The following is a 25,039-nucleotide window of genomic DNA, read 5'->3' as shown; positions in this document are numbered from 1 at the left end:
ACATGGTTCTGAAAACAAGCGATTGGCGGTCGCGGTGCCAATCAAGCGAGCAGAAGCCGATCTTCGGCAACCTCACCGCCACTAACCGCTCCGAACAAGGCGATCAGATCGGGCACATCGTAGCCAGCCCGCTCGTTGCCTGCGACATCGAGCACGATGCGTCCACCGCACATCATGATGGTGCGTTGGCCGTAGTCCAGGGCATGGCGCATGCTATGCGTGACCATCAGTGTCGTCAGTCGTTGGCGTTCGCTGATCTCCGCCGAGAGCGCCAGTATCCGTGACGCCGCCTTGGGATCCAGAGCCGCCGTGTGTTCGTCGAGAAGAAGCAGCTTCATCGGCAGCAAGGTCGCCATCAGCAGACTCACCGCCTGTCGCTGGCCGCCGGAAAGCGTGCCGATCCGCGCCCTGAGCTTCGTCTCAAGTCCGAGACCAAGCCCGGCGAGCTGTTCTTCGAACCGCACACGCCCTATCCGCCCGGCGAGCGCAAGTGACAGTCCGCGTCGTCCGGCACGTGCGGAGGCAAGCGCAAGGTTTTCCTCGACGGTGAGGGTTTCGCAGGTTCCGATCCGAGGATCCTGGAATACACGGCCGATAAATCGGGCCCGCATCCGGGTGGACAACCGTGTGATGTCGACGCCATCGACGGCGATCAGGCCTCGATCAGGCGCCATTGCGCCAGCAATGGCCGAAAGCAGAGTCGACTTTCCGGCGCCATTGCTGCCGATCACGGTTACGAACTGCCCCTGGGGGATGGCTAGCGATACGCCACGCAGCGCGGTCACTTCGAGAGCCGTCCCAGGATTGAATGTGACGGAGATCGTATCGAGGTTCAACATCACGAGGCTGTTCCTTCTGCTTTCGATGGCTCCGGCACGCGGGTGCGCCTGATTGGGAGTCGCTTCTTCAGCCGAGCTTTTGAAACCATCACGGCGGCGGCGACCACGACTGCGGTCACCAGATTGAGATCTTGTGCCTGGATCCCGATCACGCCGCCATCCAGCGCCAGCGCGATGACAAGCCGGTAGATCAACGCACCGAGAATACAGCCGAGCGTGGCCCGCGCGACCGATCCGGCACCTACAACGGTCTCGCCGATAATCAAAGCGGCAAGACCGGTGACGATCGTGCCGATACCCATCGAGACATCGGCAACGCCCTGGCTTTCGGCATAAAGCGCTCCTGCAAGGCCGACGAGGCCATTGGCGAACGCCATGCCGAGCATGACCATGCCGCCATTGTCGACCGCCTGCGCCTCGGCCATCGTCGGGTTGGCGCCTGTCGCGCGCACGGCTAGCCCGACCTGGGTGGCAAGGAACCAATCGACGGAAATCTTTGCGGCCGATACGATGCAGAGAAGCAGCACCGTATTGGCCCAGACCCCGAGTGCAGCGATCCCATCGATCCAGGTGAATATCGTGTCGATGCCATAAAGCGATATATTCGGTTTGCCCATGACGCGCAGGTTGATCGAAAACAGTGCGACCATGGTCAGGATTCCGGCGAGCAGGTTCATGATCTTCAATCGAACCGACAGGAGCGCCGTCACGAAGCCCGCAAGGGCACCCGCGGCAAATCCAAGGAGCGTTGCGACGATCGGCGGAACGCCGGCCATGATCGCCGAAGCCGCGACCGATGCGCCGAGCGGGAAGCTACCATCGACGGTCAGATCCGGAAAGTCGAGCACCCGGAACGAGAGATAGACGCCAAGGGCAACGAGGCCAAACAACAGGCCTGCCTCGCAGGCTCCGGAAAGGGCGATGAGGCTCATTGTGCGACCACCTTTGCGGCCCCTTGCGTCACCGTCTCGGACAAGCTTACTCCCATCTTCTTCGCCGATGCGCTGTTCAGGTATAGATCCTCGCTGTCGAGCGTGCCGACGGGGATGTTGGCGGGCTTTGCGCCATTCAGGACCTTCGCTGCGATCTCACCGGTGAGCCGGCCCAGCTTGTAGTAATTAAACCCAAGCGCAGCCATTGCTCCGCGTTCGACGGAATTGGTGTCGCTGGCATAGATCGGGATCTTCGCATCGACGCCGACCTTGACCACGCTTTCGACAGCCGAAACCACCGTACTGTCGGTCGGGAGCAGGATGACGTCGGCCTTGCCGACGAGGCTGCGCGCGGCATCTGGCACGGCTGCCGACTGTGCGGCCGTCGCTTCGACGATACTCATGCCGAGCTTTGCCGCTTCGGCCTTCATGTCTGCCACCTGTGCGACCGAGTTGGCCTCGCTAGCATTATAGAGGACCCCAACTCTCGTTGCTGTTGGTGTGAGCTTGCGGATCAACTCAAAGGTCAGGTTTAGGGGTTGCTTGTCGCTGGTGCCGGTCAGCATGCCGTCTGGCTGCGAAAAGCTTTTGACCAATTTAGCTGCAACAGGATCCGTTACAGCGGAAAACACAATCGGGATTGCCCCCTTCGCCGCGGCCTGACAGGCCTGAGCCGATGGTGTCGAAATGGCGACGATCAGGTCCGGTGATTTGCCCGCAAAAGTCTTGGCGATTTGCATTTGCGTCGGCATGCTGCCTTGTGCGCTTGCAACATCGAGCGTGATGGTCTTGCCGTCGACAAAGCCGGCGTCGGCCAGCGCATCAATGATTCCCTTGCGTGCGGCATCGATCGCGGGATGTTCAACGATGTAGGTCAGCGCCACCGTCTTGTCTGCTGCCGTGGCGACAGCGGTGGCCAAAGGCAGCAGAAAGGCCGACAGGGCCAGGGTATGCAATAAAGCGGTTCTGCGGTTCATCGGACAATCTCCTCGTAAGGGCTTTGTGAACGGCGGGTCAGGCGGCAAAGGGCGACTGTGACCGCAGCGATGCGGATTCTCGGGCCGAGACTTGCTCAGGCCGCATCAGAACTGGGGGAAATCGAAGCTTGGAAGGTTGTAGATCGGCAATGGCGGGTGCGCCCGTCATTGCCTGGGCGACGTCGAGTTCAGCGGCAATGATGCCGAGAGCCTGGAAAACAGCTTCCTCACCGCCGGTCGCCAACGCATAGAGTGTCGCACGTCCGATCTGCACAGCAGTTGCCCCGAGCGCCAGCGCCTTGGCAACATCGGTGCCGCTTCGAAAGCCGCTGTCGACCAAAATCGCGAGCTTGCGCCCGACGGCGCTCACGAATTCTGGTAGGATATCGATACTCGCAACCGCTCCATCGAGCTGTCTGCCGCCGTGATTGCTGACCACAATACCGTCAAGCCCAAGTTCCGCTGCTCGGATTCCCTGCTGTGGATTGAGCAACCCCTTGAGGATCAACGGCCCCTTCCAGCGATCGCGAATGAAGGCGATGTCGTCCCAAGAGACGCTCGGGTCGAGCTGTTGCTCCATCACCTCCGCGATCGTTCCCGCGGATTTGAGGTCGAATTCGGCCGCCATGACCTCTAATCGCGGAGCGCCGGCACGAGCCATTCGCAATGCCCACGCGGGATGAGCGAGGAGGCTCAAGAGCTTTCTCGGCGTCCAGTGGAAGGGTAGCGAAAAGCCATTGCGGGCATCTCGCAACCGCCTGCCGGGTATGGCGTTATCTACGGTGATCTCAACCGCTTCAAAGCCCAGCGCCTCGGCGTGCTTGAGCAGTCTGAGGCTTACGTCGCGATCACGGAACAGGTAGAGCTGAAACCACTTTCTGCCTTCGCTGGCGGCTGCCACCGCTTCCATGGTCGCGCTGGCTGCCGAACTCATGACAAAGGGAATACCCGCTCGCCCGGCAGCCCGAGCCAGCGCCTGATCGCCTGCGGGCCAGGCCGCGCCTGCTAGCCCGGTTGGCCCGATGATGACTGGCATTGCGAGCGGCTTGCCGAAGAGCGTGATGGCAGCCGAGCGAAGACTGACATCGACCGGTGCTGAACCGACGAGACGGATACGGTCGAGCGCCGCGCGGTTTTCGAGCAGCGTTAGCTCCGAGCCGGCCCCGCCGTCGAAGAAATCAAAAACCATTCTCGGCAAGGCGCGCTGTGCTGCAATTCTGAAATCGGCGATCGAGGCCGGGCCATGCTGGTTAGACATGAATGTTCTATTACCTCCCTGATTTATGGATCTCGCTCAATTGAAAGGCGGCGCCTCGGCGAGATTGAAAATCTTGCCTGGATTCATGATGTTGTGAGGATCGATCGCCCGTTTGATCGCGGCCATCACCCGGATGGCCGGACCATGCTCGGCGACAAGTGCTGCCATTTTGCCGTGGCCGATCCCGTGCTCGCCGGTCGACGTCCCTTCGAGGGCAATAGCTCGGGACGCAAGGCGTTTGGTTAGTGCCTCGACGCGTTGGCGCTCATCGGGATCGGCGGGATCGAAAAGCACGCAAAGATGAAAATTGCCGTCGCCCACATGACCGCAGATTGGTGCAAGAAGGCCAAGATCTCGCACGTCGGCCTTGGCGGCAAGTATGGCCTCGACAAGCCGCGATACCGGCACGCAACTATCCGTCGGGAGGGCGCTTGCGCCCGGGCGGAGCGCAAGGTTGGCCCACCAGATATCATGGCGTGCCTGCCAAAGCTTGGCCCGTGCCTCCGCCGACACGGCCGTATCAAACCGGCTGGCTCCGGCGGCATGCGCCTCGTCCTCAATAAAGGGCAAAGCCGCCTCGACTGCCCCGCGGCTGCCGTGCAGTTCGATAAAAAGTGTCGGCTCAACCGGCAAAGAGAGTTTTGAATAGCTATTGACGGCCTCGACCTGCAGTTCGTCGAGCAGTTCGATGCGAGCCAGGGTATCGGTGAGCCTTGTCGCAACAAGCACGAAACCGACCGCTTGTTCCAGCGCCGAGAAGCTTGCCGAAATCGCAACGACGTGGTCTGGAATTGGATGCAGCTTGACGGTCACGTCGGTCACGATGCCGAGTGTGCCTTCGGATCCCACCCAGAGCCGTGTCAGGTCGTATCCTGCAGCCGACTTGCGAGCGTGGCTTGCGGTGCGGATCCGATCGCCATTGGGTAGAACAACGCCGAGTGAAATGACGTTGTCTTTCATTGTGCCATAGCGCATGGCATTCGTACCGGAGGCGCGCGTTGAGGCCATCCCGCCAAGCGAGGCGTCCGCGCCGGGATCGACGGGGAAGAACAGCCCGGTGTCACGTAATTCGGCGTTGAGGCGCTTGCGAGTCACTCCTGCCTCGACGGTCGCGGTCATGTCGTCCGGCTGAACCGTCAGAATTCGATCAAGCCGTGAGAGATCAATACATATTCCGCCCATGAGGGCGGCGACATGTCCCTCGCATGACGTGCCGGTTCCAAACGGGATCACCGGTACGTCAAGGGCGTGGCAGGTCGCCACGATGCGCGATACCTCATCAGCCGTCTCGGGAAAAACGACCGCGTCCGGCGGATAGGAGGGATGCCAGCTTACGTCACGGCCATGCTGATCTCGCACCGCCGTCGCCGTTGTCAGCCGATCGCCAAAATGCAGCCTCAATTTCGCGATTGCGGCATCGGCGAGATCATTTTGGTGTCCGCTATGGCCGATCATGGCTGTCATCTCAGGCTCTCCTGTTGGCCATTGGACCATCGAAAGGCAGCCGGAGGCTTGGTTCCCCAAAGACGGAGATTTTCCTCGCTGCGGTTGCGCAGATGGTGGCTGGCCATCGGGAATGTGCCGAGCACAACCAACTCGCGGGCATGGCGAGCGAGAATATCGAGCGCAACGGCCACCTCTGGCATGGCTGGATCGCCCTCGAATTCGCAGAGGAAACGGGACGGCACGAACTGACCGCCGACAAGATAGCTTTCGATCTTGGTCATGTTGATGCCGTTTTCGGCAAATCCGGCGATGGCGTGATAAAGGCAGCCCGGCCGGTTCTGGGTGCGGAAGACGATTGTCGTCAGAAGCTGTGTTCTGTGCTCGATGGCCTGAGGTTCAGCAGACAGCACATAAAACCGTGTCGTATTATGCGGATCGTCTTCGACGTTGCGTTTGAGGATATGCAGTCCATAGAGCTTGGCGGCGAGATCTGAAGCAATCGCGGCTTCGCTGGGATCTTCGCAAGACGCCACTAGCTCGGCGGCGTGCGATGTCGTCGGAGCGGCAATGGCCTCGAGATCGAGCGCGGCAATAAGCCGGCTGACTTGACCAAGCGCCACAGGATGCGAACGGACCCGTCGGATACTCGCAAGCGTGGCCCCCGCTGGCGCCATGAGGCAATGTTCGACGCGTTGAAAATGCTCGCCGACGATATGCAAACCACTGTCGGGCACGATCCTATGCACATCCGGCACGCGCCCAACCAGGCTGTTTTCGCATGGCAGGAGGATCCGGTCGACGTCGCCGCGGACAATGCTGGCGATCGTGGTTTCCAAGCTCGGCATGGCGATGCGATCTGCGGATGGGAACGCCATCCTGCAGGCAACATCTGCAAATGCACCCGGCCGACCATTATAGCCAACTCTATGGACGGTGGTGTCCGAGCTGAATTTCTTGAGGTCCGGAACCATTGGGTTGGAATCTGGATCGAAAGAGGCCGCGGGGGGAGGGGCCGTGGATCCACAGTTTGCGGCGGTAAATGTCATAGGCGATCTCCGAAAATTTGCACACGTTAGGTCGTGTCGCGGCCGGATTTGTCCCGCCTCGCGTTAGGTGCCTGTCAACGGCCATCTATGATCAATTTGCGGGTGGCAGCCGCGTCGTTTCCATCACTGTCATCGGCCAAAGCAGGGCGATGCCGTTGCCGTCGGAAACGACGTCAAGATGGCGTTCCGCTGCCACAAGGCAGTCGTCGTCGTCGAAAATCTCGGTTGCAGAGAACAACAACCGCAAAAAATGCCCGAGATCTGCTTTGGTGTCGAAGCGCCAGCGGGTGGTGACATCGGTAAATTGAGGTTTGTCCCATCCGGTCAGCGCGCACAGGCTCGTTGCAAATTCCCGCGAGAGAAACGAAACCTCGTGGCCGGTACAGCAGCTCAGCGCGATGAAATCGTCGAAATATGCGGCAAGCCGCGTTCCGGCGAAGATGTCGGCGATCACCAGCTTGCCGCCGGGCCGGACGTGGCTTGCGATTGCCTTCCAGGCGGCGGTCTTGTCTAAAATATGGTGCACGGCGCCGCGTGACCAAGCCATGTCAAAGTCGCGGATCGGCAGGTCGAGCATGTGCGCTGCCTGACCGAAGACCTTGATCCGGCGGCCACTTTCGACTTCGAGATCCTCAAGCTGCTCGGTTGACGGATCGGTCGCGACCAACAAGCCGGTCGGGCCAATATCTTCGGCAATCGCCCGGCTGAAATGACCATTGCCGGCACCGATCTCCAGGACGCGCCGACCGTCGATCGGGTGCAGGAAACTGCGCATGGCGGCAATATCGTCAAGCCAAGCATCGGGAAAGAGATGGAGCGCATCGCGGTAGGTCGCCGAGCGGCGACCGGAAAAGACGACTTCGGATTCGATCGGTGTCGTGGACATATACATGAACATATGCCTTCCAGAGTTGTTGCGGTTCGAACGTCTCCCTAGAATCTAGTTTTGCGGGTAATCGCGATGCGCGCTTACCTCTTATGATTAAAACTACAACACAGACTTGATAGAAAATCAATTGCTATTTGCAAGTAATTTATACATGCACAATCTTTGTGCAATAATCTTGTTGGAGGCAGTTTTGCCGGAGCCAACAACCGATCTGGCGGGATATTCTTTACTGGACCGGCGCTTTACCGGCGATCGGATCGCCGTTAAACGGCACCTCGACCGTCAGGACGGCGGTCGAACAAGGATCGGGTCTCGTCGCAGAACGTGGGCTTGATTGCTTAGCTTCAGGCGTTGAGCACCAGGATATTGCCAAGAAGAATTGTCGCGCCGCCGAACGCGAGACGCGTGTCAACGTGCAGGCCCTCGAATAGAACGGAAATCGTTATGGCAACAATCGGAACGACGGTCAGCGCATAGGCCGCTCGTGCAGGACCGACCTTCTCAATGAGTGTAAAATACATGAGAAACGTGACACAAGAGGCGACAATTGCCAGATAGGCAAGCTGTGCCAGATAACCGACGGTTACCGGTATTGTTAGAGACGTGCCGACAACCACAGCCCAGACGAACCCGAAGCCGGATCCACACAATGCGCCCCAACCCATGAGCACCGGGATCGGCAGGCCGCGCCGCTGGTTACGCGCAGCAATCGCCGTCCCAGCACCTGTCGCCATCGCCGCAATGCCGGCCCAGACGAAGCCCGTTACGGTTTGCGGGTTGAGATGCAGTGCGAAGATCTGTGGGGCGGCAACAATGCCAAGACCCAGCAGACCAAAAACTATGCCAATTGTCGTGCGTCGGCTTATCCGCAGATTCAACAGCAAACGGCTGGCAATGGCCGCAAACAGCGAAGAACTCGACAGTACCAGCGCTGCGATCCCACTCGGGATACCCTTGGTCGCCTTGTAGAAGGCGATAAAAGCAAGTCCGAAAAATAATATGCCTTGCATCATCACCCAAAGGCGGTCGCTGCGGGCTATTGTGATCGGTTTGCGGGTGGCGATCGAAAACCCAAGCATGCCTAACCCAACAAGAAACATCCGGATCGCCACCGACAACTCGGGAGCGGACGCACTTGCCTGCAGGGATGTCACAATGGCGCCCGAACCCCAGAAAAGCACGGTTGCGAGAAAGAGGGTTGCGGTCATCACACATCCTTCGTGGCCCAAGTGCGATCCAGGTAATAGCTTGGCCTCAACGCGGTGCGTCAAGCATGGCATATAATGTCAATCATTTGCTTGCAAAATGCAATTAATATTAAATAATATTGGTCCCGCCGGCTCTGTTGCAAACATTCCGATTGGTTGGCGAGGCCCTGCGGTCTCCGCCGTCACGCGGCCTGACCTTCGGGATTCGAAGCGGGCAAGGCGATGGCTTCTGTCGAGGCGCTCAATCGAGCAGCAGCAAGATTTCGGAAACAGAGCCCTCGAAACATCAGGCCCGGCCATCTTTCGATCACACATAGTTGGCGGACCCATGACTGCGCTTCTGCACGCTTTTCAGCCGCTAAAAATTGCTGATGGCAAGGTTGCGCTCCAGCGGTTGGCAGGCTGTCAAAAGTTCAAGGTCGCCATTCCTGAGCCATTTTTCCGTTCAGCTCACGATCGAGATAATAAGCAGCACTTATCAACGCCAAATGTGTGAAGGCCTGTGGGAAATTACCTGACAGATGTGAGCGAGCATCGAACTCCTCGGCGTAGAGGCCGAGATGATTGGCATAGTTGAGAACCGCCTCGAAAACGCGTCGGGCTTTCGCAACATCGCCGGCGCGCGCGAGACACTCCGCGTACCAGAAAGAACAGGCGGAGAATGCGCCTTCCCGTCCGTGTAATCCATCGTCGCTCCTGTAGCGATAAACAAGACCGTCATCGACCAGAGCCACGCCGATTGCGTCGAGAGTGGAAAGCCATCGGGGGTCGGTGGCGCTCACGAATCTCACCAGCGGCATCAACAGCAAGGAAGCGTCAAGGCTTTGCCCGCCCCTAGTCTGTACGAAATGTCCTTTCTGCTCATTCCAGAAATTTGCCCAGATGTCCTCATAGATCAGGTCTCGGACATCGATCCATCGATTGAACGGGGCGGCGAGTGATCGTTTGCTCGCAAGCCTGATTGCCCTGTCGACCGCGACCCAGCACATCAAGCGCGAGTGCAGGAAATGCTGAGGCTCGCGGCGCATCTCCCATATTCCCGCATCGGGTTCTTCCCAATGATCACAGACGTAGTTGATGACGTCACGCACGCCATTCCAGGCGTCGTGAGAAATCGCATGGCCATATTTGTTGCTGAGATAGACCGCGTCCATGAGCTCGCCGTAGATATCAAGCTGGACCTGTCCCACCGCATCGTTACCGATGCGGACCGGACGAGCACCGCCGTAGCCGCGGAGATGTTCAAGGGCAATTTCGTCGGGCACCTTTCCTCCGTCGACCGCATACATGATGTCCAGCTTTCCATTCGCTTGGCACTTCGTCGCGCGCTTGCCGATCCAGGTTGTGAACGCCTGGGCCTCCTGCTGGTAGCCAAGGCGCATGAGGGCGTAGACAGTAAAGGACGCGTCCCGAATCCAGGTCGCGCGATAGTCCCAGTTGCGCGTGCCGCCGGGTGTTTCCGGCAGGCCGAAAGTTCCTGCCGCAACAATGGATCCATGCCGACGGGAAGTCATGAGCTTGAGCGTCAAGGCCGACCGCGTGACCATTTCGCGCCAACGGCCTCGGTAAGATGATTGCGCCGCCCAATCTTGCCAATATTCAATTGTCGCTTTCTCAAGGTCCTGAATTTCGGGGAGCTTAATTGGGTCATCGTCGATACCCGCGAGTAGAAAATCAGCAGTTTCGCCGGCTGTCAGGCGAGCGCTGGCACCAACGCCGTCGCTGTCGCTGTCGCTTGTAAGAGGCATGTTGGATGTCAGGCGGATACCATCTACCTTGACGGGCCGCCACACGGCCTCGTTGCCTATAACATGAGCGATCACGGTTTCCCGCGCGTAGTCAAAGCGCGGGGCGCAGCGCATGATGAAGCTCACCTCGCCACGAGTGACCTTCAGCCTCCTAGCAACCGTTGTCGGCGCATCCGCGCTGCCATCTTTGACGGCCATGAAGTCAGTCAGCTCAGCGCTTGCGTGCTCGCCCATCCAGCGTGTGAGCAGCACATTCGTGTCTGGGAGATATTGCTGCACGACCCGTGCGTCGGGGATGTCGGGAGCCAGTTCAAAGACGCCGCCGTGCTCTGGGTCGAGAAGCGCTGCGAAGATTGTCGGGCTGTCGAAGTTCGGCCAACACATGAAATCAATTGCACCGTCCTTGGCCACGAGCGCCAGAGTTGCGAGATCGCCAATTATTCCATGGTCTGCGATGGGGCGAGGAACCCCATGATCCGTAGCCGAAATACTGGTCGAAGCATTGGCTTCTGTTCGAACATCCATGTGACACTCCGTCAAACCGCGCGTTTCTGGGAACCTTAGAAAACCTGTTCGGTTTCTTGGCTCTTCGTCACTACCGCCAATGCCGTTTGGGCCGATCGCAATTTAGAAGCGCTCGCGTCGGTAAACCCCAGGAACTGCGCGCTGATACGAGGAAGCCGGGTCGAACGTTCATTTCCGCGTCAGTGTACCACTGTTCCCCGATCGTCCATCAACCTTGTAGCTTAGGGATCAGGACGTTCTCCTGCGTGTCATGCCGCATGATCACAAATGGATGTTATCCACCTTCGCCAGTTTGCCGGGCCAGGAGCTCCGGGCCTTAGCTTCTCTGACCTACCGACATGGGTGTTACTCGAAGCAGTTTAGCCGGCAGATTAATCTTCGACCTCACGCATTCTGCAGACTGATCGCGGTTCGTCGGTGGCTATCGAGTTTGGACGATTGATCCTGGCGAGACGTGTCGCCTGCAAGAACGCCTGCGTGAGCACGCAGTCTCTCTGATATGAACTCCGTGAACAGGCGGACACGCTTGGTCTTTCGCGTTTCGCCCTGTGTCAGCACCCACAGCGTTCCATGGGGGCCGAGACGTGTGCCGGGAACTCTGACCAGCAACGGCTCAGCATCTCCGACGAAGCTTGGAAGCGCCGATATCCCCAGGCCCAGCCGCATCGCCTCGAGATGGGCTGCATCTTCCGGGACCCGGAACGGGGCTCCGGTAATTTCGACGACATCGCCCTGGGCCCACTCCGGCACGCCCTCTATGTTTTTCGATATCCATCTGATGTTGCCAGACTTGCCGTCTTTCCAAGCCGCAAGAAGGTCGCGAGACATATAGACACCCACGGAAAGGTCGGGACCTTTCACGCCGTGAAGGTTTTGCGGCAAAGAGTTGCGATCAAAAACGACTCTCAAGGCCACGTCGGCTTCGCGATTTGTCAGGTTGGCATTTTCTAAAGAAGAGTGGATCTCCATTTCGATCTCTGGGTGCTGTCGTGTAAAGGCGGCAAAGTCAGGCATCAACAGGTGGGTCGCCAGGGTGGGCGCCATTGTGACTCGCAGGGGACCACGCACGGCCTGATCACGGCCGGACACGCGGCTCACCAGCAAATTAGACGAAGCCTCCATCTGTTCTGCCAGTTCCTGGACCTGTTCGCCAGCTTCGGTGAGGCGATAGCCTGCGGGCAACTTTTCGAACAACTGCGAATGGAGCTGGGCCTCTAGCTGCGCGATGCGCCTCAGGACCGTCGTGTGATTGACTTCAAGCTGGGCCGCAGCCGCGCGGACGGAACCATGTCGGGCCACGGCGAGAAAATATCGAACATCATCCCAGTCGATCGTCATTGTGTTCCTGGCCAAATCGCGATGCTGATGTCTTGAAGCGGTGCTTTAGCACAATTCCTCGCGATGCGGGCGGTGTGATTATGCACCACGCTTGTGCAATTTTCCACACTGATAGCGCGGAGCGCGGTCTCCTACCTCAATGGAGCAAACAAAGCAGGTCGGAGCGCTGACCCTAAACGTTTCTTTATTCCGCACAAAATCCAACGAAGGATGCAGGACATGACTAGACTGAATGGAAAGACCGCCGTGATCACCGGTGGTGCTACCGGTATCGGCCGCGCTGCCGCAAAACGCTTCATCGAGGAGGGCGCCTTCGTCTTCATCTACGGCCGCCGGCAGGAAGCGCTCGACGCCGCGGTGGCCGAGCTCGGACCCAATGCCCGCGCGGTGAAGGGCTCGGTTTCGGATGAGGCTGACCTTGATCGCCTCTACGCGGCGGTGAAGGCAGAGCGCGGAACGCTCGACATCGTCTTCGCCAATGCCGGTGCGGGAAGCCCGCTTCCGCTCGGTAAGATCACCGCCAAGCACATCGACGAAACTTTCGACACCAATGTGAAGGGTACGATCTTCACGGTCCAGAAGGCGCTGCCGCTGATGGGCAAGGGTGGTTCGATCATCCTGACCGGATCGAGCGCCGGCACCACGGGCGCTCCGGGATTCACTGCCTACAGCGCAAGCAAGGCGGCGGTGCGCAACCTCGCGCGGACCTGGGCCGAGGACCTGAAGGGCACCGGCATCCGGATAAACGTGCTGTCGCCCGGGGCGACGGCGACCGAACTCGCGAAGGAGGCGCTGGGCGAGGAGGGTCAGAAGGCCTACGGCGCGATGACTCCGCTCCAGCGCATGGGCGATCCGGCAGAGATCGGGGCCGTGGCCGCCTTTCTCGCGTCGCCGGACAGCAGCTTCATGACCGCCAGCGAAGTCGCCGTCGACGGCGGCCTGGCACAGCTCTGACGCACCATGCCACGACCTTCGGCGCTCTATTAATCGTACTGAGCGCCGTGGGACGTGATAAATCCAAGGAGAATAGATATGAGCTACGCAATTATCGGCTTCGGCAATATCGGCCAGGCCCTGGCCAAGGCGTTTGCCCGCAAGGGCATCGAAGTATCGGTCGCAACCACGCGCGACCCGGAGAGCTTTGCCTCTGCCGCGGCAGCGATCGGACCCACAATCATTCCCAAGACACTCGCCGAGGCCGTCAAGGCGGATATCCTTTTCTTGGCTGTCCGTTTCGAGTCGCTTCCGGATGTCGCGAAGGCGCTTCCCACATGGAAGGGGAAGACGATCATCGATGTGACCAACGCCTACGGCGTGCCCCCTGAGGAACTGGGGGGACAACCTTCGTCCAAGTTCGTCGCGCACGCCTTCACTGGCGCGAGACTGGTCAAGGGCTTCAACCATTTGGGTGCTGCCTCCCTTGCCCAAGATCCAGCCGTGCATGGTGGCAGGAGAGTCGTGTTTCTCGCGAGCGACGATGACGCTGCCGCAGACGAGATTGGTGCGCTCGCGGAAAATCTCGGTTTCGCGCCGATCAAACTTGGCGGGCTTTCGGAAGGTGGTCTGCTCGTGCAGGCGCGCGGAAAGAGCTGGGGGCAGCTGATCTTCAAGGACTTGGTCAAGTTCGATTGATGAGCGGGATCGCCGATGTCGATATGATCCCGCCTCGTGGGACCCAACGTGTCCGACTAGATCGGGCACGATCTGCTGGTCTTGGTTGCAGACGATATTGAATGGATCATTCCGGGCGGGGACTGGCCGCTGGCAGACACCCACCGCGGGCGTGGGGAATTGGCAGCAGTGCTTAAAAGGGCGGTCGAAGAGGTGGAAATGACGTACCCGAAGCCCCCGAATTCGTAGCGCAGGGGTATCGGGTAGTGGTGGTAGGCGTCGCTAAGGGAAAAATCGACGCGACGAACAAACCTTACAAGGACGATTGGGTCTTCGCCACTACCGTTCGAGATGGCAAAGTGACGAAGATCCGGGAATATATCGACATACAAGCACTGGCGCGGGCCTCCGAAATGGCCGTGAGCCTCAGACCCTGGGCTTCGCGATAGAGCGAGGCCACTTGCAGCACAACCAGCGGATCGACTGCCTTGCGTCGGCGGCGGTTCCGCGGGGATTGACGGCCGCGCTCTACCTGGCGCGGTTCCGCCTGACCGTTCAGGTGGTCGACCGAGGCGCGGGGCGGACCGCATCGATCCCGCTAACGAGGAACTATCCGGACTTCCCCGATGGCATCACCGGCCGCGACCTCGTCCAACGCATCGGAGAGATCGCGGGCTCGTGAGGACGTGGTGTCGGTGATTCAGCCGATATCGACGGTCATGGCGAAGTCCCAGGTGCCGGCGCCGTTTTTGGCGAGGCCAATCATCATCAGCCCAAGCGCCTCAAGCGTCTGGGCCATGTGCAGGCCGCCGACATCGAACGGACGCAGCCCGAGGCTCTCGAGGAAGGCCGAGACGCGCTTCTTCGCCTCCGCATCGTCGGCTGCGATGAACGCGTCGAGGCGTCCACCCTTCGCAAGGACGTGACCGAAGATCGTGTTGAAGGCCTTCACGACATGCGCGCCTGCGGGAAGGCCCTTGGCGGTCTCCTGTGCGCCTGAACTGCCATGGGGCGTTACGAGGCCCGAGAGGTCGGGTGCGACGGGGTTGGCGATGTCGATGATCACCTTGCCGTCCAGCGTTGACCCGAAGTCGGCCACCGCCGCCGCCGCACCGGCATACGGCACGGCGAGGATGACGATGTCGCCCGCAGGTGCTGCGCCGTAAGTTCCTGTGGTGGCTCCGGCTCCAAGTTGGTCGGCAAGCGCCTGCGCGTTGGCCACGGTACGGCTGATCACCTCGACGGTGTGTCCAGCCTTTGCGGTGCGGCCGGCGATTGCCGCCGCCATTTTTCCTGAGCCGATGATGCTGATAGTGCTCATGTGCAGTCTCCTTTTGAATCGGGGGTATTGCTCGTCTTCCCTGGACGGATCACACCATCACGGCGTTGCTGTCCTCCAGGCGCGGTATGACTAGCCGGCCTGTCGTCCCTCATCGGTCGGCGGGGAAGTAATGGCCGTTGTCCAAGTCGGCGAACAGGCCGGGCTGAGTTGGTTCCCAGCCAAGGGTCTGGCGGGTGATGGCGTTCGAGGTCGGGGTGTCGAGCGTGACCAGATTCGCAAGGAACCCAAAATATCCCGGCAGCATCAGCACGTCTGCAGGAATTGGCACAGCCGGCAGCTTCAAACGCTCGCCAATGGCCTCGGCGATCTGGCGGTAGGGAACGGCCTCGTCGGCAACCGCGTGCCAGTTGCATCCGGCAGGCCCCTTCTCCAGCGCCAAGCGAAATACGGCGGCAAGGTCGCGGGCATGCACGGCCCCCCACCGGTTCGTACCGTCTCCGGGATAACCGACGACACCCTTTTCCTTCGCCAGCCCGATCAGCAGCGGAAGGAAGCCGGCCTTGTCGGTCGAACTGTGCATGATTTCAGGAATCCGCACGATTGAAGACCGCACGCCCTTCTCGGCGAGGCCAATCACCGTGGTTTCCACGATGTTACGAACCCGCAGGGTGCCCTTGTAGGGATCGCCGCCAGGAAGGGGCGGATCCTTCTCGGTGGCTGGTCGGCCCAAGCCTTCCCACCCAGGTGAGCCAATACTTCCCGACGCGATCAGCGGCTTTCCGCTTCCCGCCAGTGCCTCGCCATAGGCGAGCATGATCTGGAGTTCGGCGGCGGCTACAGCGTTGATCCCACCTGTTGGAATGAGTTCTTGCCGGTGCGCGACATGGATGACGCCGTCCGAGGCCGCGGCCGCCTCCATGAGACCGTCGATATCCTCGAGGCTGCCGCGACGCACCTTGGCGCCGAGCGCGGACACTGCCGCTGCGGCCGCGTCAGAGCGTGCCAAGGCGGTGACCGCGTGGCCGGCGGCGATGAGATCGGAAATGATGTACGGACCGGAATGGCCGGTGCCGCCAGTAACAAATACGTGCATGTAACTGCTCCTTGTGAGCGATTTGAGGTGAGGGCGTTGGTGCGAGTGCACTCAGCCGAGAAGGCTGATGCCGATTGCGAAGTTGGTGTGCCTGATGAGGAGAGGCTCAGATCAACTCAAGCGGCAGGGAAGTAATGGCCGTTGTCCATGTCCTCGATCAGACCGGGCTGGAGAGGCGCCCAGCCGAGCGCCCGTCGCGTGATGGCGCTCGATGCCACGAAGTCACCGGTGACCACCGCCGACAGGCCGCCGAAATATCCCGGCACCATCATCTCATCGGCGGGAACGCTCTTGGCGGGCAGACCGATGCGCTTGGCGACGGCCTCGGCGATCTCCCGGAACGGGACGCCCTCGTTGCCCACCGCGTGCCAGGTCTTTCCCGCAGCGCCCTTTTCGAGTGCAAGACGGAACAAGGATGCCAGATCGCGTGCATGTACGGCAGGCCATCGGTTCGCGCCGGCTCCAGGATAGGCGACGAAGCCTTTCTGCTTCGCGAGCCCCGTCAGCCCGACGAGAAAGCCCGCACGATCGGTTGGGCTGTGCACGATGAGAGAAATCCGGACGACCGAAGACCGCACCCCCTTCTCGGCAAAGCTTAGCACGGTGGTTTCCACGATATTGCGAGACACCAGAGTGCCTTCGTCCAAGGGGCCGCTCGGCAAAGCAGGGTCATCCTCCGTCGCAGGTCGGCCGAGGCTGATCGACGCACCGATGCGGCCAGCACGGCCTGCGTTCGAGGGCGCGCCGATGCTGCCCGCCACGATCAGCGGCTTATTCGTGCCGGCCAGCGCATCGCCCAATGCCAGCACGATCGCGAGCTCAGAATCGCGCAGGGCGGTTAGCCCTCCGGACCGGAGGAGGTCGGCCCTGTAGCCGAGGTGGATGACGCCATCGGACTCCGCAGCTGCCACCTTCAGCACATCGAGATCGGCGAGGTCGCCACGACGCACCTTGGCGCCGAGCGCGGACACCGCGGCGGCCGACTCGTCCGATCGCGCCAGACCGGTGACCTCGTGGCCGGCCGCGATAAGTTCCGGGATGACGTACGAGCCGGCGTGGCCGGAGGGGCCGGTGACGAAGACGTGCATGGCAATGCTCCTTGCGAAAAATGGGATATTAGGGCGCTCAGTCGAGGAGTTTGACGCCGATCGAGAAGTTGGTGTGTTTGACGGCATGGGTAACGAGCCCGAGCACAAGCATGCAGGCGTGTTCCAGCGCCCGCGCCATGGATAGCGGCCCGGCATCCATCGAGCGCAGTCCGAGGCTCTCGACGAAGACCGAGACGCGGGCCTTCGCCTGCGCGCCGTCTCCAGCAATGAACACGTCCACCGGGTGGCCCTCGACTGGGCCAGCGGCGAGGACCTGGGCATTCAGGGTGTTGAACGCCTTTACGATTTCCGTATCGGCAGGCGCAGCCTTGGCGATCTCTTGCGCGCCAAAGCTATCGTCAGGGGTCAAGAAGCCCGAGAAATCGGATTTGATGGGGTTGGTGATGTCGATGAGGATTTTGTCAGAGAGCTTCTCGCCATAGTGCTTCACGATGTCCAGAACTGCCGTGTATGGAACGGCGAGGATGACGATGTCCCCGGCCGGGGTGGCGGCGAACGTTCCTGTCGTTGCACCGGCGCCGAGCGCATCGGCCAACGTCCGCGCTTTGGCGGTGTCGCGAGCCATCAATTCGACCGTGTGTCCGGCTTTGACGGCAAGGCTCGCGATTGCCGCAGCCATGCCGCCTGAGCCGATTATACTGACAGTGCTCATGTTCGTGTTCCTTGCCGGTTTTCCTAATGACATCTCGTTACGCGTCGGGCGGGGTGTCTGTTGCCATTCACGCGCAAGCATTATGTCTACTGGACCGCTGATCCATTTATATTCGGATCACTGATCCAAATATACGGACCATCGATCCATTTATCAAGGCGCTTGATGAGAGCCGAAAAAAAATTTACAGCCACCTCCTCGCAGTCGCGCGTGACGTCGTTGCCGAGCACGGGACCGATGTATCGATGCGCGATATTGCCCGCCGGGCCGACTTTGGGTTGGCTACACTGCTCCGCCATTTCCCGACGCGAGAGCGCTCTTCGAAGTGCTGCTGCGGACCAACCTGGACACTGACACACAGAGCACATGAACTTGAAGCGTCGGCTCCGTCTGCCGAAGCGCTCCTGACCTGCTTTCGCGAATGGATCGCAATAGCTCAAAGCCACAGGGGCGTCGTTGCGCTGATGGCGGCTTGCCCACACGGACCCCGACTCCGCGCTTTATGCTTCATGCGCGGCGATGCTCGCAGCGCGCGCGACTGTTGCTCCAAGCTCAGGCCGAGGGGATGGCGCGCATTGACATGACAGGTGAGGATCTGTTCGGCGCTGACGTCAGCGCTTGGATGGCTCGTCGACCTGCCTTCATTCGCGCCACGGGCAGGACATCTGGTTCACATCGTCGCAAGCGCGATCCTGACAGATGGGCTTGGCGACGAAGTCGAGAATCAACGCGGCGGCCGTTCGCCTTCGCATACGGCAAAACCAACAACCGAAGATGATTTAAGGACCAAACATGACAATTGCACCCGAGCCAGATTCCGTGGGGCTGGCGTCTGAACAGCATTCGGCCGAAAATCCTGCCGCTTTATGGACCTGCTTCTAATGGCATCGCTGGCGAAGGGATCAAGTGGGCGGCTACATTCGATTAGAAATATGAGCGCGGCGGAAGGAGAAGTTTGCCTCCTTTCCGGCAGGGCGCAACTTATTGATTTTCATTCGTAAATTGATGTAGCGTCGGCCACGACCGGCGTAAGTCTTGACCCCCGCTACTTTTTCAATATCTTCAACGTTTTCAGATCGTTGTCGCGGATTCCAGCGGGGGTCGATCTTCGGCTCCGGGTCACACACTAAAGGACCATTGGACCAACCGGAGTTTGACGATGACAGCCGTACTTCAATCGATCAATGTTGCTGTCGGGCCAATGCCGGACCGACGTTCCATTCTCCTGCGAATGTCCGCGGACGCGATCTCCAGCGCAGCATGGGGTGCGCCTAGCTCCGCGCCAACGCTGGTGTCGCGCATTTTCAATACGCCGCGTCACACAACTCACTACCTCGAGTGCGGACCGGCCGACGGACCGTTGATGTTCTTCCTGCATGGGTTCCCGAGCATCAGTTTGATATGGCGGGCCCAGATGGAGGCGTTCGCCGGCGGCGGCTGGCGCTGCGTCGCTCCCGATCTGCGCGGCTTCGGCGGCTCTTCTGCCCCGGCAGCCAAAGACGCTTACTCCATACAGGAAATCGTGGCGGATATGACGGAGCTTCACGACCACCTTGGCGGCAAACCTGCGATCTGGGTTGGCCACGACTGGGGCAGTATCGTGGCTGGGGCATTGGCCTCGCATGAGCCTGAGCGCAGCCGTGGCGTTGTGCTGGCGTCGTGGGCGTATTTTCCTGAGGCGAACAGCCTGCCTACGCTCGTGTCGCTGGTTGATCGAACGATCTATCCGGCTGACCAGTATCCGGATGGCCAGTGGGACTACGTCCGCTACTACATGACGAACTTTGATGGGGCAGTCGCTGATCTTGAAGCAGACCATGCAGCATATCTTGCCTCGGCCTATCAACCCGGCAGTCCTGACGTCGTTGGAAAGGTTTCGCCGATGGCGATCGTAACGCGCGACGGAGGACGCTTTGGCGCTGCACATCGTGCCCCGCCGACTAAACCAAATCCCGCGCTGTGGCTCCCAGCGGACTTCGAGGTGCTGGTACAGTCGTTCAAGGCTCATGGCTTCCGCGGCCCCTGCGCGCTGTATACAAACGATGACGCCAACATCGCCTACGCCCGCGAAGCGGCCAATGGCGGGCGCCTCTCGCAGCCGATCCTTTTCGTTAACGGCGATTTTGATCAAATCTGCACCATCGCTGGAAATCGCCAAGGCGACCCGATGCGCGCGGCCTGCACAGACCTTACCGTGACGAGCCTGCCCGCCGGACATTGGCTCCCGCTTGAATGCAAGGCGGAACTCATCCAGGTCATCCGCAGCTGGCTTCAGAGCAAGAAGCTCTGATGACGGGATGGAAAAGTGGAGTCTCCAACGTGGAGCGGTCGGCCTACGATGGGTCAACCACGCCAGGTTTCGCGTTGAATAGGCCAATCAAGATGCAGTGCGACTTTGACCACTTATAAGGTCTATCGTGTGTTGGATACGAACCTGCATCGAGACCGACCGCCGATGAGCTGACCCACCGAGAGTTTTCGAAGCCTCGCAGACTCAGGCGTTTCAACAACACGCTAGATGGCGTCAGAACTCAAAGAGGTGACGCGACCTTGGGCAATGCCCCTGCAAGTGCGTCGATAGCGGACCGCACGCGGGTGGGCAGATGAGGTCCCTCGGGCCAGACGGCCCACACTTCCGACACGTGAGAAGACATCTGGGGCATTACTCTTACGAGTTCTCCGGACTCGACACGTTTCTGAACAAGCCAATAGGGCAACCAGGCCAGTCCGAGACCATCCGCCACGGCGTCCGCGATGGCGTCGATGTCGTCGAATCGGAACCGGGACCTCGGATTGAATTCGAGGACGGTTCCTTCCTGCTCGAGCGTCCAGGACTGCACCCTTCCGCTGCGGCCGTAGGTGACGGCGTCGTGAAAAGCGAGCTCCGACACTGTCCCCGGCTCGCCTCGAGCTTCGATATACGCCGGAGAGGCGTACAGCATCGTTTCCTCTTGGCCTATGCGACGGATTCGTATTCCCGCGCCGTTGCCCGGCGAGCCGTTGCGGATCGCGAGGTCGAATCCATCTTCCAGAAGGTCAACCTTCCGATCGCTGAAGTTCAATTCCAGTTCGAGTTCGGGATTTTCTTTCGCGAGGTCCCTGAGAACGGGGGCGACGCACATTCGTCCGAACAAGACCGGCATGGATACTCTGAGCTTTCCTCGTGGCACCTTCAGACCAGAATCAAATGCCGCCTCGACGGAACGCAGTTCCGTGATTGCTCTCTGACAATGCTCATAAAACATCTGCCCGTCCGCAGTGACATTTTGGTGGCGGGTGGTCCGGTCGAACAGCCTGACCTTCAGGTCCGCTTCTAGGCGAGCGACAGCCCGTCCGACCGATGACCGTGAGAGGTTCAGTCGGCGGCCGGCTTCCGAAAAGCCTGCACTCTCGACAGCGCATACGAAGACGGGAATATCACCCATTGAGATCGTCATGACGATATTGTAGCGCAGCGCGCAACATAGTCGAGCGAAAACGGCTCAACCGTTGCGCAAAGGGGAGTGATAACGTCCTTTCACCGATGTGAAAAGGACTGAAGCAATGCAAAAAACTCATGCGGCGTAGGGAATTGTCGGCTTTCGGCCCGGAGAACCTAAAGCTCAAAGACGCGCCTATTCCCGCGTTTGGAGATAATGAGGTGCTCATCAAGGTCAACGCAGTCGCACTCAATTACCGCGATCAGGAGGTCATCGCAGGCAATATGGGCGAGTTCAACTGGCCTGTGACGCTGGCTTCCGACATGTCCGACGCGGTCGTGGGCGCGGGGAGGTCCATTGCACAGTTCGCTGTCGGAAATCGCGTCATCTCCACATTCTTTCCAGAGTGGAGGGATGGTCGACCGATCATCGACGCTCGCTACGGCTTATCGAACCTCCCGCAAGCCCTCGAGCATCTCAATCGTGGTGCCTTCGGCAAGATCGTTATCGGTCTCTCGCTTTAACCAAACACACTAGAAACGAGGTGCTTTCATGTATCGTCGAAACTTCATGAAAACTACGGCATTCCTCGCCGCGGCAATGGCGGGTGGACTCGTCACTGCCACGACCGCCAAAGCGGCGGATAGAACAGAACTGAATGAACTCGGCGTCGAAGGGCAGCTGCTTGCAACTCGAATAGGACTTTGGGATCTGGCCGAAACCATATGGCGATCGCCGGGCGCGGGACCCGAGACATCGACGGGACTGGTGGCCGAGCGCTTCATGATGGGTTCTGTTCTTCAGGAGATCATCCGGCTGGAAAAGGACGTCGCAAGGCACGAGGTCAGGCGGACCGATCTGCTGACGTTCGATCGCGTCGAGGCCCGATGGCAATATGTCTCTTTCGACACACGCGATCCCGTCGGCCTGATGCCGGCGTGGAGTAACGTTGCCGGAGACGGGAAATCAGTGGAGCTGTTTTTCTATCCGATCGCGGCCTGGAACGACGGCGGAAGCGCGGGCACGCTGATGCGAATGCGGCAGGTGACGCGTTTCGATGGACCCGACACCGACGTCAAGGATCAATACTTCACCTTGGCGGACGGAAACGGGACGGAATGGCTTGGACATCGGTATAGTTACAGCCGGCGTCGGTGAGATTGAGTGGATCGATGCGACGGCGAATCAAAAATTCGACAGGGAATGCGCTCGTTCCGATGCGTGATTCGACGTCGATCGGCGGGGACCTGCTTGGATGCCGATCGGCAAGTCGGATTCCGTGCGAATGGGATCTCTCGCCGCTAAGGTGGCAAATTATTAAACCAACCAAAGAGAGCCTCGTTTACGGAGGCAGGCCGCTCGAGCATGAGTTCGTGGCCGGCATCTAGGGGGCGTTTGCGGTAGGGGGCGGAATCCCACCTAAGGCGACCGGAACTCTGTAACCGAATATCCCGGGGCGACTTCTGAGAGCGAGCTTTGCGCCGAGAATTGCAGATCGATTTCAGCTTGGCCCGGGACGCACTGAAGTTGACGGGCAAGACGATGCCTGGCCTCGAATGAAAATTACGATCCGCAGGTCTGGCCACGCTTCCGGCATCAGGAGGTGATGGTGAAAATGTTGGTCGCCATGGCGACGTGAATGGAAATGCGTGGCTCCTTCGCCAGGACTGCTCACCTCATAATCTGCCCACAGGCGGCGGAACTCGGGGCAGAGATCGGTCAACTCATTCACAAGAGAGAAAAAAGGTGCCTTGTCCGGAGCAAGGCCGAGGTTGACGCGGAACCTTGCGAGCAATGCACGGGCGTCCGCCTGCCAGTCCGGCATTGAGCGACGATGATAGCTACGGAGAAACATCAGCCGAATGACATTGCGCTCGGCTGGAGGAATAGAAGCGAAATCGCCGAACATCTCCGTGTTGGCGGTATTCCAGGTGGACACGTCGAAGCGGCTGTTTCGAGCGTAGGCTGGATTGCTGATGCCGTCGAGAAGGGCTTGTAAGCCGTAATCCTGCTGCGTTGGCACAAGCAAGCCGGACGGTGGTGGTCGCCGATGCTCTGCCAGGGCGAACAAATGCTCTCGTTCAGCTACGCTGAAACGTAGACCGCGCGCCAAATTGTCGAGAAATGCAGCTGAGACCTGGATGTCCTTGCCTTGCTCAAGACAAGTGTACCAGGTGAGACCGATCCCCGAAAGCGCTGCGACCTCTTCGCGCCGCAGGCCTGGTGCTCGACGCCCGGAGCCGCTGGGCAGGCCAAAATCTGTCGGGGACAACCTGTTGCGCCTCGATTTTAAGAACACCGCCAGCTCTGCCCGTACCTCCCTATCCACCATAACATTCCGCTCCAGCCTGATAGTGCCAATGGTAGCATAACTTCTCCACTTCTCATCGCCGGCCGCTTTCGGCATCCTTCAGCATGTTCAGATTATTTCGAGGGCCTGAATGGCGATGTTGATTTGTGCGCTGATGGCAGCAGCGGCGGCAGGATTTTCGCGAGGATTTGCCGCGTTCGGGACGGCGATGATTTACGTTCCCCTTGTTGCGCTAGCGTATGACGCTCAAACCGCTGTCGTTACATTGTTCCTCATCGATCTGCTGCCCTCCCTTCCTCTTGTTTGGAAGGCGATTCCACAGTGCGATAGGCGCACAATTTTCTGGATGGCCATCGGCGCGATTGCGCTGACCCCATTGGGTGTGATGGTTCTCCTTGTCGTCGAGCAGTCCCTTGCCCAACTGATCGTGGGCTTGTTCCTATTGTTGGCTACGTCAAACATGCTGTTCAGCAAGGCGTTCCGTCTTGGTGCCGGGCCGGCCCGGAGTGTGGGAGCCGGCGCAGTGTCCGGTTTCGCGGGAGGCGTGTGCGGAATCTTCGGGCCACCCGCGATGATCTATCTGCTTGGGCGGAATATGGACGCACGAACGACACGTGCTGACGCGATTGTGTTCTTGACCGGCGAGAGTCTGATCCTGGGTGCGACCTACATCGGTTATGGGATGGTTACGGCACCCCGACTCCATCTGTCGCTTTTGCTTGTTCCAATCTACGCGATCTGCATCTGGCTGGGGGCGAAAGGGTTTTCTCACACCAGCGAAGCTTCGTACCGGCGAATTGTTCTTTGGCTGCTGCTCGTCGTTTCCGTATTGATTACGGCGAAAGCCGCATTTTCCGTGGCTTGACAATGGCAATAGCCGGCGCGTTGGCCGACTGGGGCCGATTGTCGACCGTCCGCCGTTGTGAAATGCAACTCGACATGCGGAAGTTGGCCGCCCAAAGCCAAGGTTTGAAGGGCACGTCGCGGCCGTTTCCGAGGGCCTCGATGCGCAGTAAGGACCGCGCATCGATCTGGCATCAGACCGCAACACCCCGCACGGCTGCAGCGAGCGGTTCAAGTGTTGTCATCTCCTGCTCTGTTAGAGTGATGGAGACCGCAGCAACGTTCTCCTCCAGAAGGGGGCGTTTGCGTGTTTCGGGAACCGGAACCGCCTTTGCGTTCAACGTCCTTAACCGAGCGCAAAGCCACGCGAGGACAAGCTGAGCTGGCGTGATGCCTTTGGCTGACGCGATCTCCTCGATTTTGGCGACGAGACGCATGTTGGCTATGCGGTTGTCTGGAGAGAAGGGGGCAATGCTGGCGGACATCGCCACCGGATAGACCCGCTGGCAGATG

At 59.7% G+C, this 25,039-nt stretch carries 25 protein-coding genes and 1 pseudogene; 9 read left to right on the top strand and 17 right to left on the bottom strand.

What is annotated here, in order from left to right; genetic code table 11:
• Positions 1-41 precede the first annotated feature (41 nt).
• From FHT28_RS16340 to FHT28_RS16295, 10 genes are all read right to left on the bottom strand, one after another.
• A complete protein-coding gene (locus FHT28_RS16340; protein ID WP_168596830.1) occupies positions 42-839 on the bottom strand; it encodes an ATP-binding cassette domain-containing protein in 798 nt (265 codons plus the stop codon).
• Positions 839-1,771: an ABC transporter permease gene (locus tag FHT28_RS16335; RefSeq protein WP_168596754.1), complete on the bottom strand. Its 933-nt coding sequence runs from the start codon at positions 1,769-1,771 to the stop codon at positions 839-841. The genes FHT28_RS16340 and FHT28_RS16335 overlap by 1 nt, the downstream gene beginning before the upstream one ends.
• Positions 1,768-2,796: an ABC transporter substrate-binding protein gene (locus tag FHT28_RS16330; protein ID WP_234903989.1), complete on the bottom strand. Its 1,029-nt coding sequence runs from the start codon at positions 2,794-2,796 to the stop codon at positions 1,768-1,770. The genes FHT28_RS16335 and FHT28_RS16330 overlap by 4 nt, the downstream gene beginning before the upstream one ends.
• Positions 2,786-4,006, bottom strand: coding sequence for an alpha-hydroxy acid oxidase (locus FHT28_RS16325; RefSeq protein ID WP_168596753.1), 1,221 nt, complete (start codon positions 4,004-4,006; stop codon positions 2,786-2,788). Before FHT28_RS16325 ends, FHT28_RS16330 begins: the two co-directional genes overlap by 11 nt.
• A 36-nt stretch (positions 4,007-4,042) precedes the next feature.
• Complete coding sequence (locus FHT28_RS16320; RefSeq protein ID WP_168596752.1) at positions 4,043-5,470, bottom strand: FAD-linked oxidase C-terminal domain-containing protein; 1,428 nt, start codon at positions 5,468-5,470, stop codon at positions 4,043-4,045.
• Positions 5,467-6,498, bottom strand: a complete 1,032-nt coding sequence (locus tag FHT28_RS16315) for a prephenate dehydratase domain-containing protein (protein WP_168596751.1) — start codon at positions 6,496-6,498, stop codon at positions 5,467-5,469. Before FHT28_RS16315 ends, FHT28_RS16320 begins: the two co-directional genes overlap by 4 nt.
• 91 nt (positions 6,499-6,589) lie before the next feature.
• Positions 6,590-7,390 (bottom strand): class I SAM-dependent methyltransferase, encoded by an 801-nt coding sequence (locus FHT28_RS16310; protein ID WP_234903991.1) that lies wholly within the window; start codon positions 7,388-7,390, stop codon positions 6,590-6,592.
• 341 nt (positions 7,391-7,731) lie between these two features.
• A complete protein-coding gene (locus FHT28_RS16305) occupies positions 7,732-8,658 on the bottom strand; it encodes a DMT family transporter (RefSeq protein ID WP_246704871.1) in 927 nt (308 codons plus the stop codon).
• Between the two features lie 350 nt (positions 8,659-9,008).
• Entirely contained in the window at positions 9,009-10,868 is a 1,860-nt protein-coding gene (locus tag FHT28_RS16300; protein ID WP_168596749.1) for a glycoside hydrolase family 15 protein, read from the bottom strand.
• A gap of 384 nt (positions 10,869-11,252) precedes the next feature.
• On the bottom strand, positions 11,253-12,206 hold the full coding sequence (locus FHT28_RS16295) for a LysR family transcriptional regulator (RefSeq protein ID WP_168596748.1): 954 nt from the start codon (positions 12,204-12,206) through the stop codon (positions 11,253-11,255).
• Between the two features lie 219 nt (positions 12,207-12,425).
• Here FHT28_RS16295 and FHT28_RS16290 point away from each other — a divergent pair, with 219 nt between their 5' ends.
• The 4 genes and pseudogenes from FHT28_RS16290 to FHT28_RS16275 all read left to right on the top strand — a co-directional run bounded on the left by FHT28_RS16290 (position 12,426) and on the right by FHT28_RS16275 (position 14,499).
• Entirely contained in the window at positions 12,426-13,160 is a 735-nt protein-coding gene (locus FHT28_RS16290) for an SDR family oxidoreductase (RefSeq protein ID WP_168596747.1), read from the top strand.
• A gap of 78 nt (positions 13,161-13,238) precedes the next feature.
• Positions 13,239-13,838, top strand: coding sequence for an NAD(P)-binding domain-containing protein (locus FHT28_RS16285; protein ID WP_168596746.1), 600 nt, complete (start codon positions 13,239-13,241; stop codon positions 13,836-13,838).
• Positions 13,839-13,910: 72 nt separating this feature from the next.
• Positions 13,911-14,266: pseudogene (locus FHT28_RS16280) on the top strand (nuclear transport factor 2 family protein); the annotation flags it as partial.
• An 11-nt stretch (positions 14,267-14,277) separates the two neighbouring features.
• Positions 14,278-14,499, top strand: a complete 222-nt coding sequence (locus tag FHT28_RS16275; RefSeq protein WP_168596745.1) for a hypothetical protein — start codon at positions 14,278-14,280, stop codon at positions 14,497-14,499.
• An 18-nt stretch (positions 14,500-14,517) separates the two neighbouring features.
• On the opposite strand, the gene FHT28_RS16270 is transcribed toward FHT28_RS16275, so the two are convergent.
• The 4 genes from FHT28_RS16270 to FHT28_RS16255 form a co-directional block, all read right to left on the bottom strand.
• The gene (locus tag FHT28_RS16270) at positions 14,518-15,138 is read right to left on the bottom strand and encodes an NAD(P)-binding domain-containing protein (RefSeq protein ID WP_168596744.1); all 621 of its coding nucleotides are present in this window, start codon (positions 15,136-15,138) and stop codon (positions 14,518-14,520) included.
• A gap of 109 nt (positions 15,139-15,247) precedes the next feature.
• Positions 15,248-16,192: an SDR family oxidoreductase gene (locus tag FHT28_RS16265; protein WP_168596743.1), complete on the bottom strand. Its 945-nt coding sequence runs from the start codon at positions 16,190-16,192 to the stop codon at positions 15,248-15,250.
• 116 nt (positions 16,193-16,308) lie between these two features.
• Positions 16,309-17,280, bottom strand: coding sequence for an SDR family oxidoreductase (locus FHT28_RS16260; RefSeq protein WP_168596742.1), 972 nt, complete (start codon positions 17,278-17,280; stop codon positions 16,309-16,311).
• Between the two features lie 37 nt (positions 17,281-17,317).
• Entirely contained in the window at positions 17,318-17,953 is a 636-nt protein-coding gene (locus tag FHT28_RS16255) for an NAD(P)-binding domain-containing protein (protein ID WP_168596741.1), read from the bottom strand.
• Between the two features lie 104 nt (positions 17,954-18,057).
• On the opposite strand from FHT28_RS16255, the gene FHT28_RS16250 reads away from it, so the two are divergent.
• Together FHT28_RS16250 and FHT28_RS16245 are read left to right on the top strand one after the other, a co-directional pair.
• Positions 18,058-18,537, top strand: coding sequence for a helix-turn-helix domain-containing protein (locus FHT28_RS16250; protein WP_348644991.1), 480 nt, complete (start codon positions 18,058-18,060; stop codon positions 18,535-18,537).
• A gap of 575 nt (positions 18,538-19,112) precedes the next feature.
• Positions 19,113-20,243, top strand: a complete 1,131-nt coding sequence (locus tag FHT28_RS16245) for an alpha/beta hydrolase (protein WP_234903992.1) — start codon at positions 19,113-19,115, stop codon at positions 20,241-20,243.
• A gap of 241 nt (positions 20,244-20,484) precedes the next feature.
• Here the strand turns inward: FHT28_RS16245 and FHT28_RS16240 are convergent, their stop codons facing one another.
• Positions 20,485-21,390: a LysR family transcriptional regulator gene (locus FHT28_RS16240; protein ID WP_168596740.1), complete on the bottom strand. Its 906-nt coding sequence runs from the start codon at positions 21,388-21,390 to the stop codon at positions 20,485-20,487.
• Between the two features lie 203 nt (positions 21,391-21,593).
• Here FHT28_RS16240 and FHT28_RS16235 point away from each other — a divergent pair, with 203 nt between their 5' ends.
• Together FHT28_RS16235 and FHT28_RS16230 are read left to right on the top strand one after the other, a co-directional pair.
• Positions 21,594-21,896, top strand: a complete 303-nt coding sequence (locus FHT28_RS16235; protein WP_168596739.1) for an alcohol dehydrogenase catalytic domain-containing protein — start codon at positions 21,594-21,596, stop codon at positions 21,894-21,896.
• Positions 21,897-21,942: 46 nt separating this feature from the next.
• Complete coding sequence (locus FHT28_RS16230) at positions 21,943-22,530, top strand: hypothetical protein (RefSeq protein WP_168596738.1); 588 nt, start codon at positions 21,943-21,945, stop codon at positions 22,528-22,530.
• A gap of 343 nt (positions 22,531-22,873) precedes the next feature.
• On the opposite strand, the gene FHT28_RS16225 is transcribed toward FHT28_RS16230, so the two are convergent.
• Positions 22,874-23,704 (bottom strand): helix-turn-helix transcriptional regulator, encoded by an 831-nt coding sequence (locus FHT28_RS16225; protein ID WP_168596737.1) that lies wholly within the window; start codon positions 23,702-23,704, stop codon positions 22,874-22,876.
• A 109-nt stretch (positions 23,705-23,813) separates the two neighbouring features.
• Between FHT28_RS16225 and FHT28_RS16220 the strand changes: the two genes are divergently transcribed.
• A complete protein-coding gene (locus tag FHT28_RS16220; protein ID WP_168596736.1) occupies positions 23,814-24,548 on the top strand; it encodes a sulfite exporter TauE/SafE family protein in 735 nt (244 codons plus the stop codon).
• 172 nt (positions 24,549-24,720) lie between these two features.
• Here FHT28_RS16220 and FHT28_RS36200 read toward each other — a convergent pair whose 3' ends face one another.
• Complete coding sequence (locus tag FHT28_RS36200) at positions 24,721-25,011, bottom strand: aldo/keto reductase (protein ID WP_234904007.1); 291 nt, start codon at positions 25,009-25,011, stop codon at positions 24,721-24,723.
• Positions 25,012-25,039 lie beyond the last annotated feature (28 nt).

The sequence above is a fragment of the Rhizobium sp. SG570 genome, from assembly GCF_012275345.1.
GTDB lineage: Bacteria > Pseudomonadota > Alphaproteobacteria > Rhizobiales > Rhizobiaceae > Rhizobium > Rhizobium lusitanum.
This window is presented reverse-complemented; position numbering and strand designations above follow the sequence as displayed.

Excerpts from the sequence above, each read along its gene's own strand:
- FHT28_RS16340 (WP_168596830.1), bottom strand. The coding sequence starts at position 839 with ATGTTGAACCTCGATACGATCTCCGTCACATTCAATCCTGGGACGGCT.
- FHT28_RS16335 (WP_168596754.1), bottom strand. The coding sequence starts at position 1,771 with ATGAGCCTCATCGCCCTTTCCGGAGCCTGCGAGGCAGGCCTGTTGTTT.
- FHT28_RS16325 (WP_168596753.1), bottom strand. The coding sequence starts at position 4,006 with ATGTCTAACCAGCATGGCCCGGCCTCGATCGCCGATTTCAGAATTGCA.
- FHT28_RS16320 (WP_168596752.1), bottom strand. The coding sequence starts at position 5,470 with ATGACAGCCATGATCGGCCATAGCGGACACCAAAATGATCTCGCCGAT.
- FHT28_RS16315 (WP_168596751.1), bottom strand. The coding sequence starts at position 6,498 with ATGACATTTACCGCCGCAAACTGTGGATCCACGGCCCCTCCCCCCGCG.
- FHT28_RS16310 (WP_234903991.1), bottom strand. The coding sequence starts at position 7,390 with ATGTATATGTCCACGACACCGATCGAATCCGAAGTCGTCTTTTCCGGT.
- FHT28_RS16300 (WP_168596749.1), bottom strand. The coding sequence starts at position 10,868 with ATGGATGTTCGAACAGAAGCCAATGCTTCGACCAGTATTTCGGCTACG.
- FHT28_RS16295 (WP_168596748.1), bottom strand. The coding sequence starts at position 12,206 with ATGACGATCGACTGGGATGATGTTCGATATTTTCTCGCCGTGGCCCGA.
- FHT28_RS16290 (WP_168596747.1), top strand. The coding sequence starts at position 12,426 with ATGACTAGACTGAATGGAAAGACCGCCGTGATCACCGGTGGTGCTACC.
- FHT28_RS16285 (WP_168596746.1), top strand. The coding sequence starts at position 13,239 with ATGAGCTACGCAATTATCGGCTTCGGCAATATCGGCCAGGCCCTGGCC.
- FHT28_RS16270 (WP_168596744.1), bottom strand. The coding sequence starts at position 15,138 with ATGAGCACTATCAGCATCATCGGCTCAGGAAAAATGGCGGCGGCAATC.
- FHT28_RS16265 (WP_168596743.1), bottom strand. The coding sequence starts at position 16,192 with ATGCACGTATTTGTTACTGGCGGCACCGGCCATTCCGGTCCGTACATC.
- FHT28_RS16260 (WP_168596742.1), bottom strand. The coding sequence starts at position 17,280 with ATGCACGTCTTCGTCACCGGCCCCTCCGGCCACGCCGGCTCGTACGTC.
- FHT28_RS16255 (WP_168596741.1), bottom strand. The coding sequence starts at position 17,953 with ATGAGCACTGTCAGTATAATCGGCTCAGGCGGCATGGCTGCGGCAATC.
- FHT28_RS16245 (WP_234903992.1), top strand. The coding sequence starts at position 19,113 with ATGACAGCCGTACTTCAATCGATCAATGTTGCTGTCGGGCCAATGCCG.
- FHT28_RS16240 (WP_168596740.1), bottom strand. The coding sequence starts at position 21,390 with ATGACGATCTCAATGGGTGATATTCCCGTCTTCGTATGCGCTGTCGAG.
- FHT28_RS16230 (WP_168596738.1), top strand. The coding sequence starts at position 21,943 with ATGAAAACTACGGCATTCCTCGCCGCGGCAATGGCGGGTGGACTCGTC.
- FHT28_RS16225 (WP_168596737.1), bottom strand. The coding sequence starts at position 23,704 with ATGGTGGATAGGGAGGTACGGGCAGAGCTGGCGGTGTTCTTAAAATCG.
- FHT28_RS16220 (WP_168596736.1), top strand. The coding sequence starts at position 23,814 with ATGGCGATGTTGATTTGTGCGCTGATGGCAGCAGCGGCGGCAGGATTT.
- FHT28_RS36200 (WP_234904007.1), bottom strand. The coding sequence starts at position 25,011 with ATGTCCGCCAGCATTGCCCCCTTCTCTCCAGACAACCGCATAGCCAAC.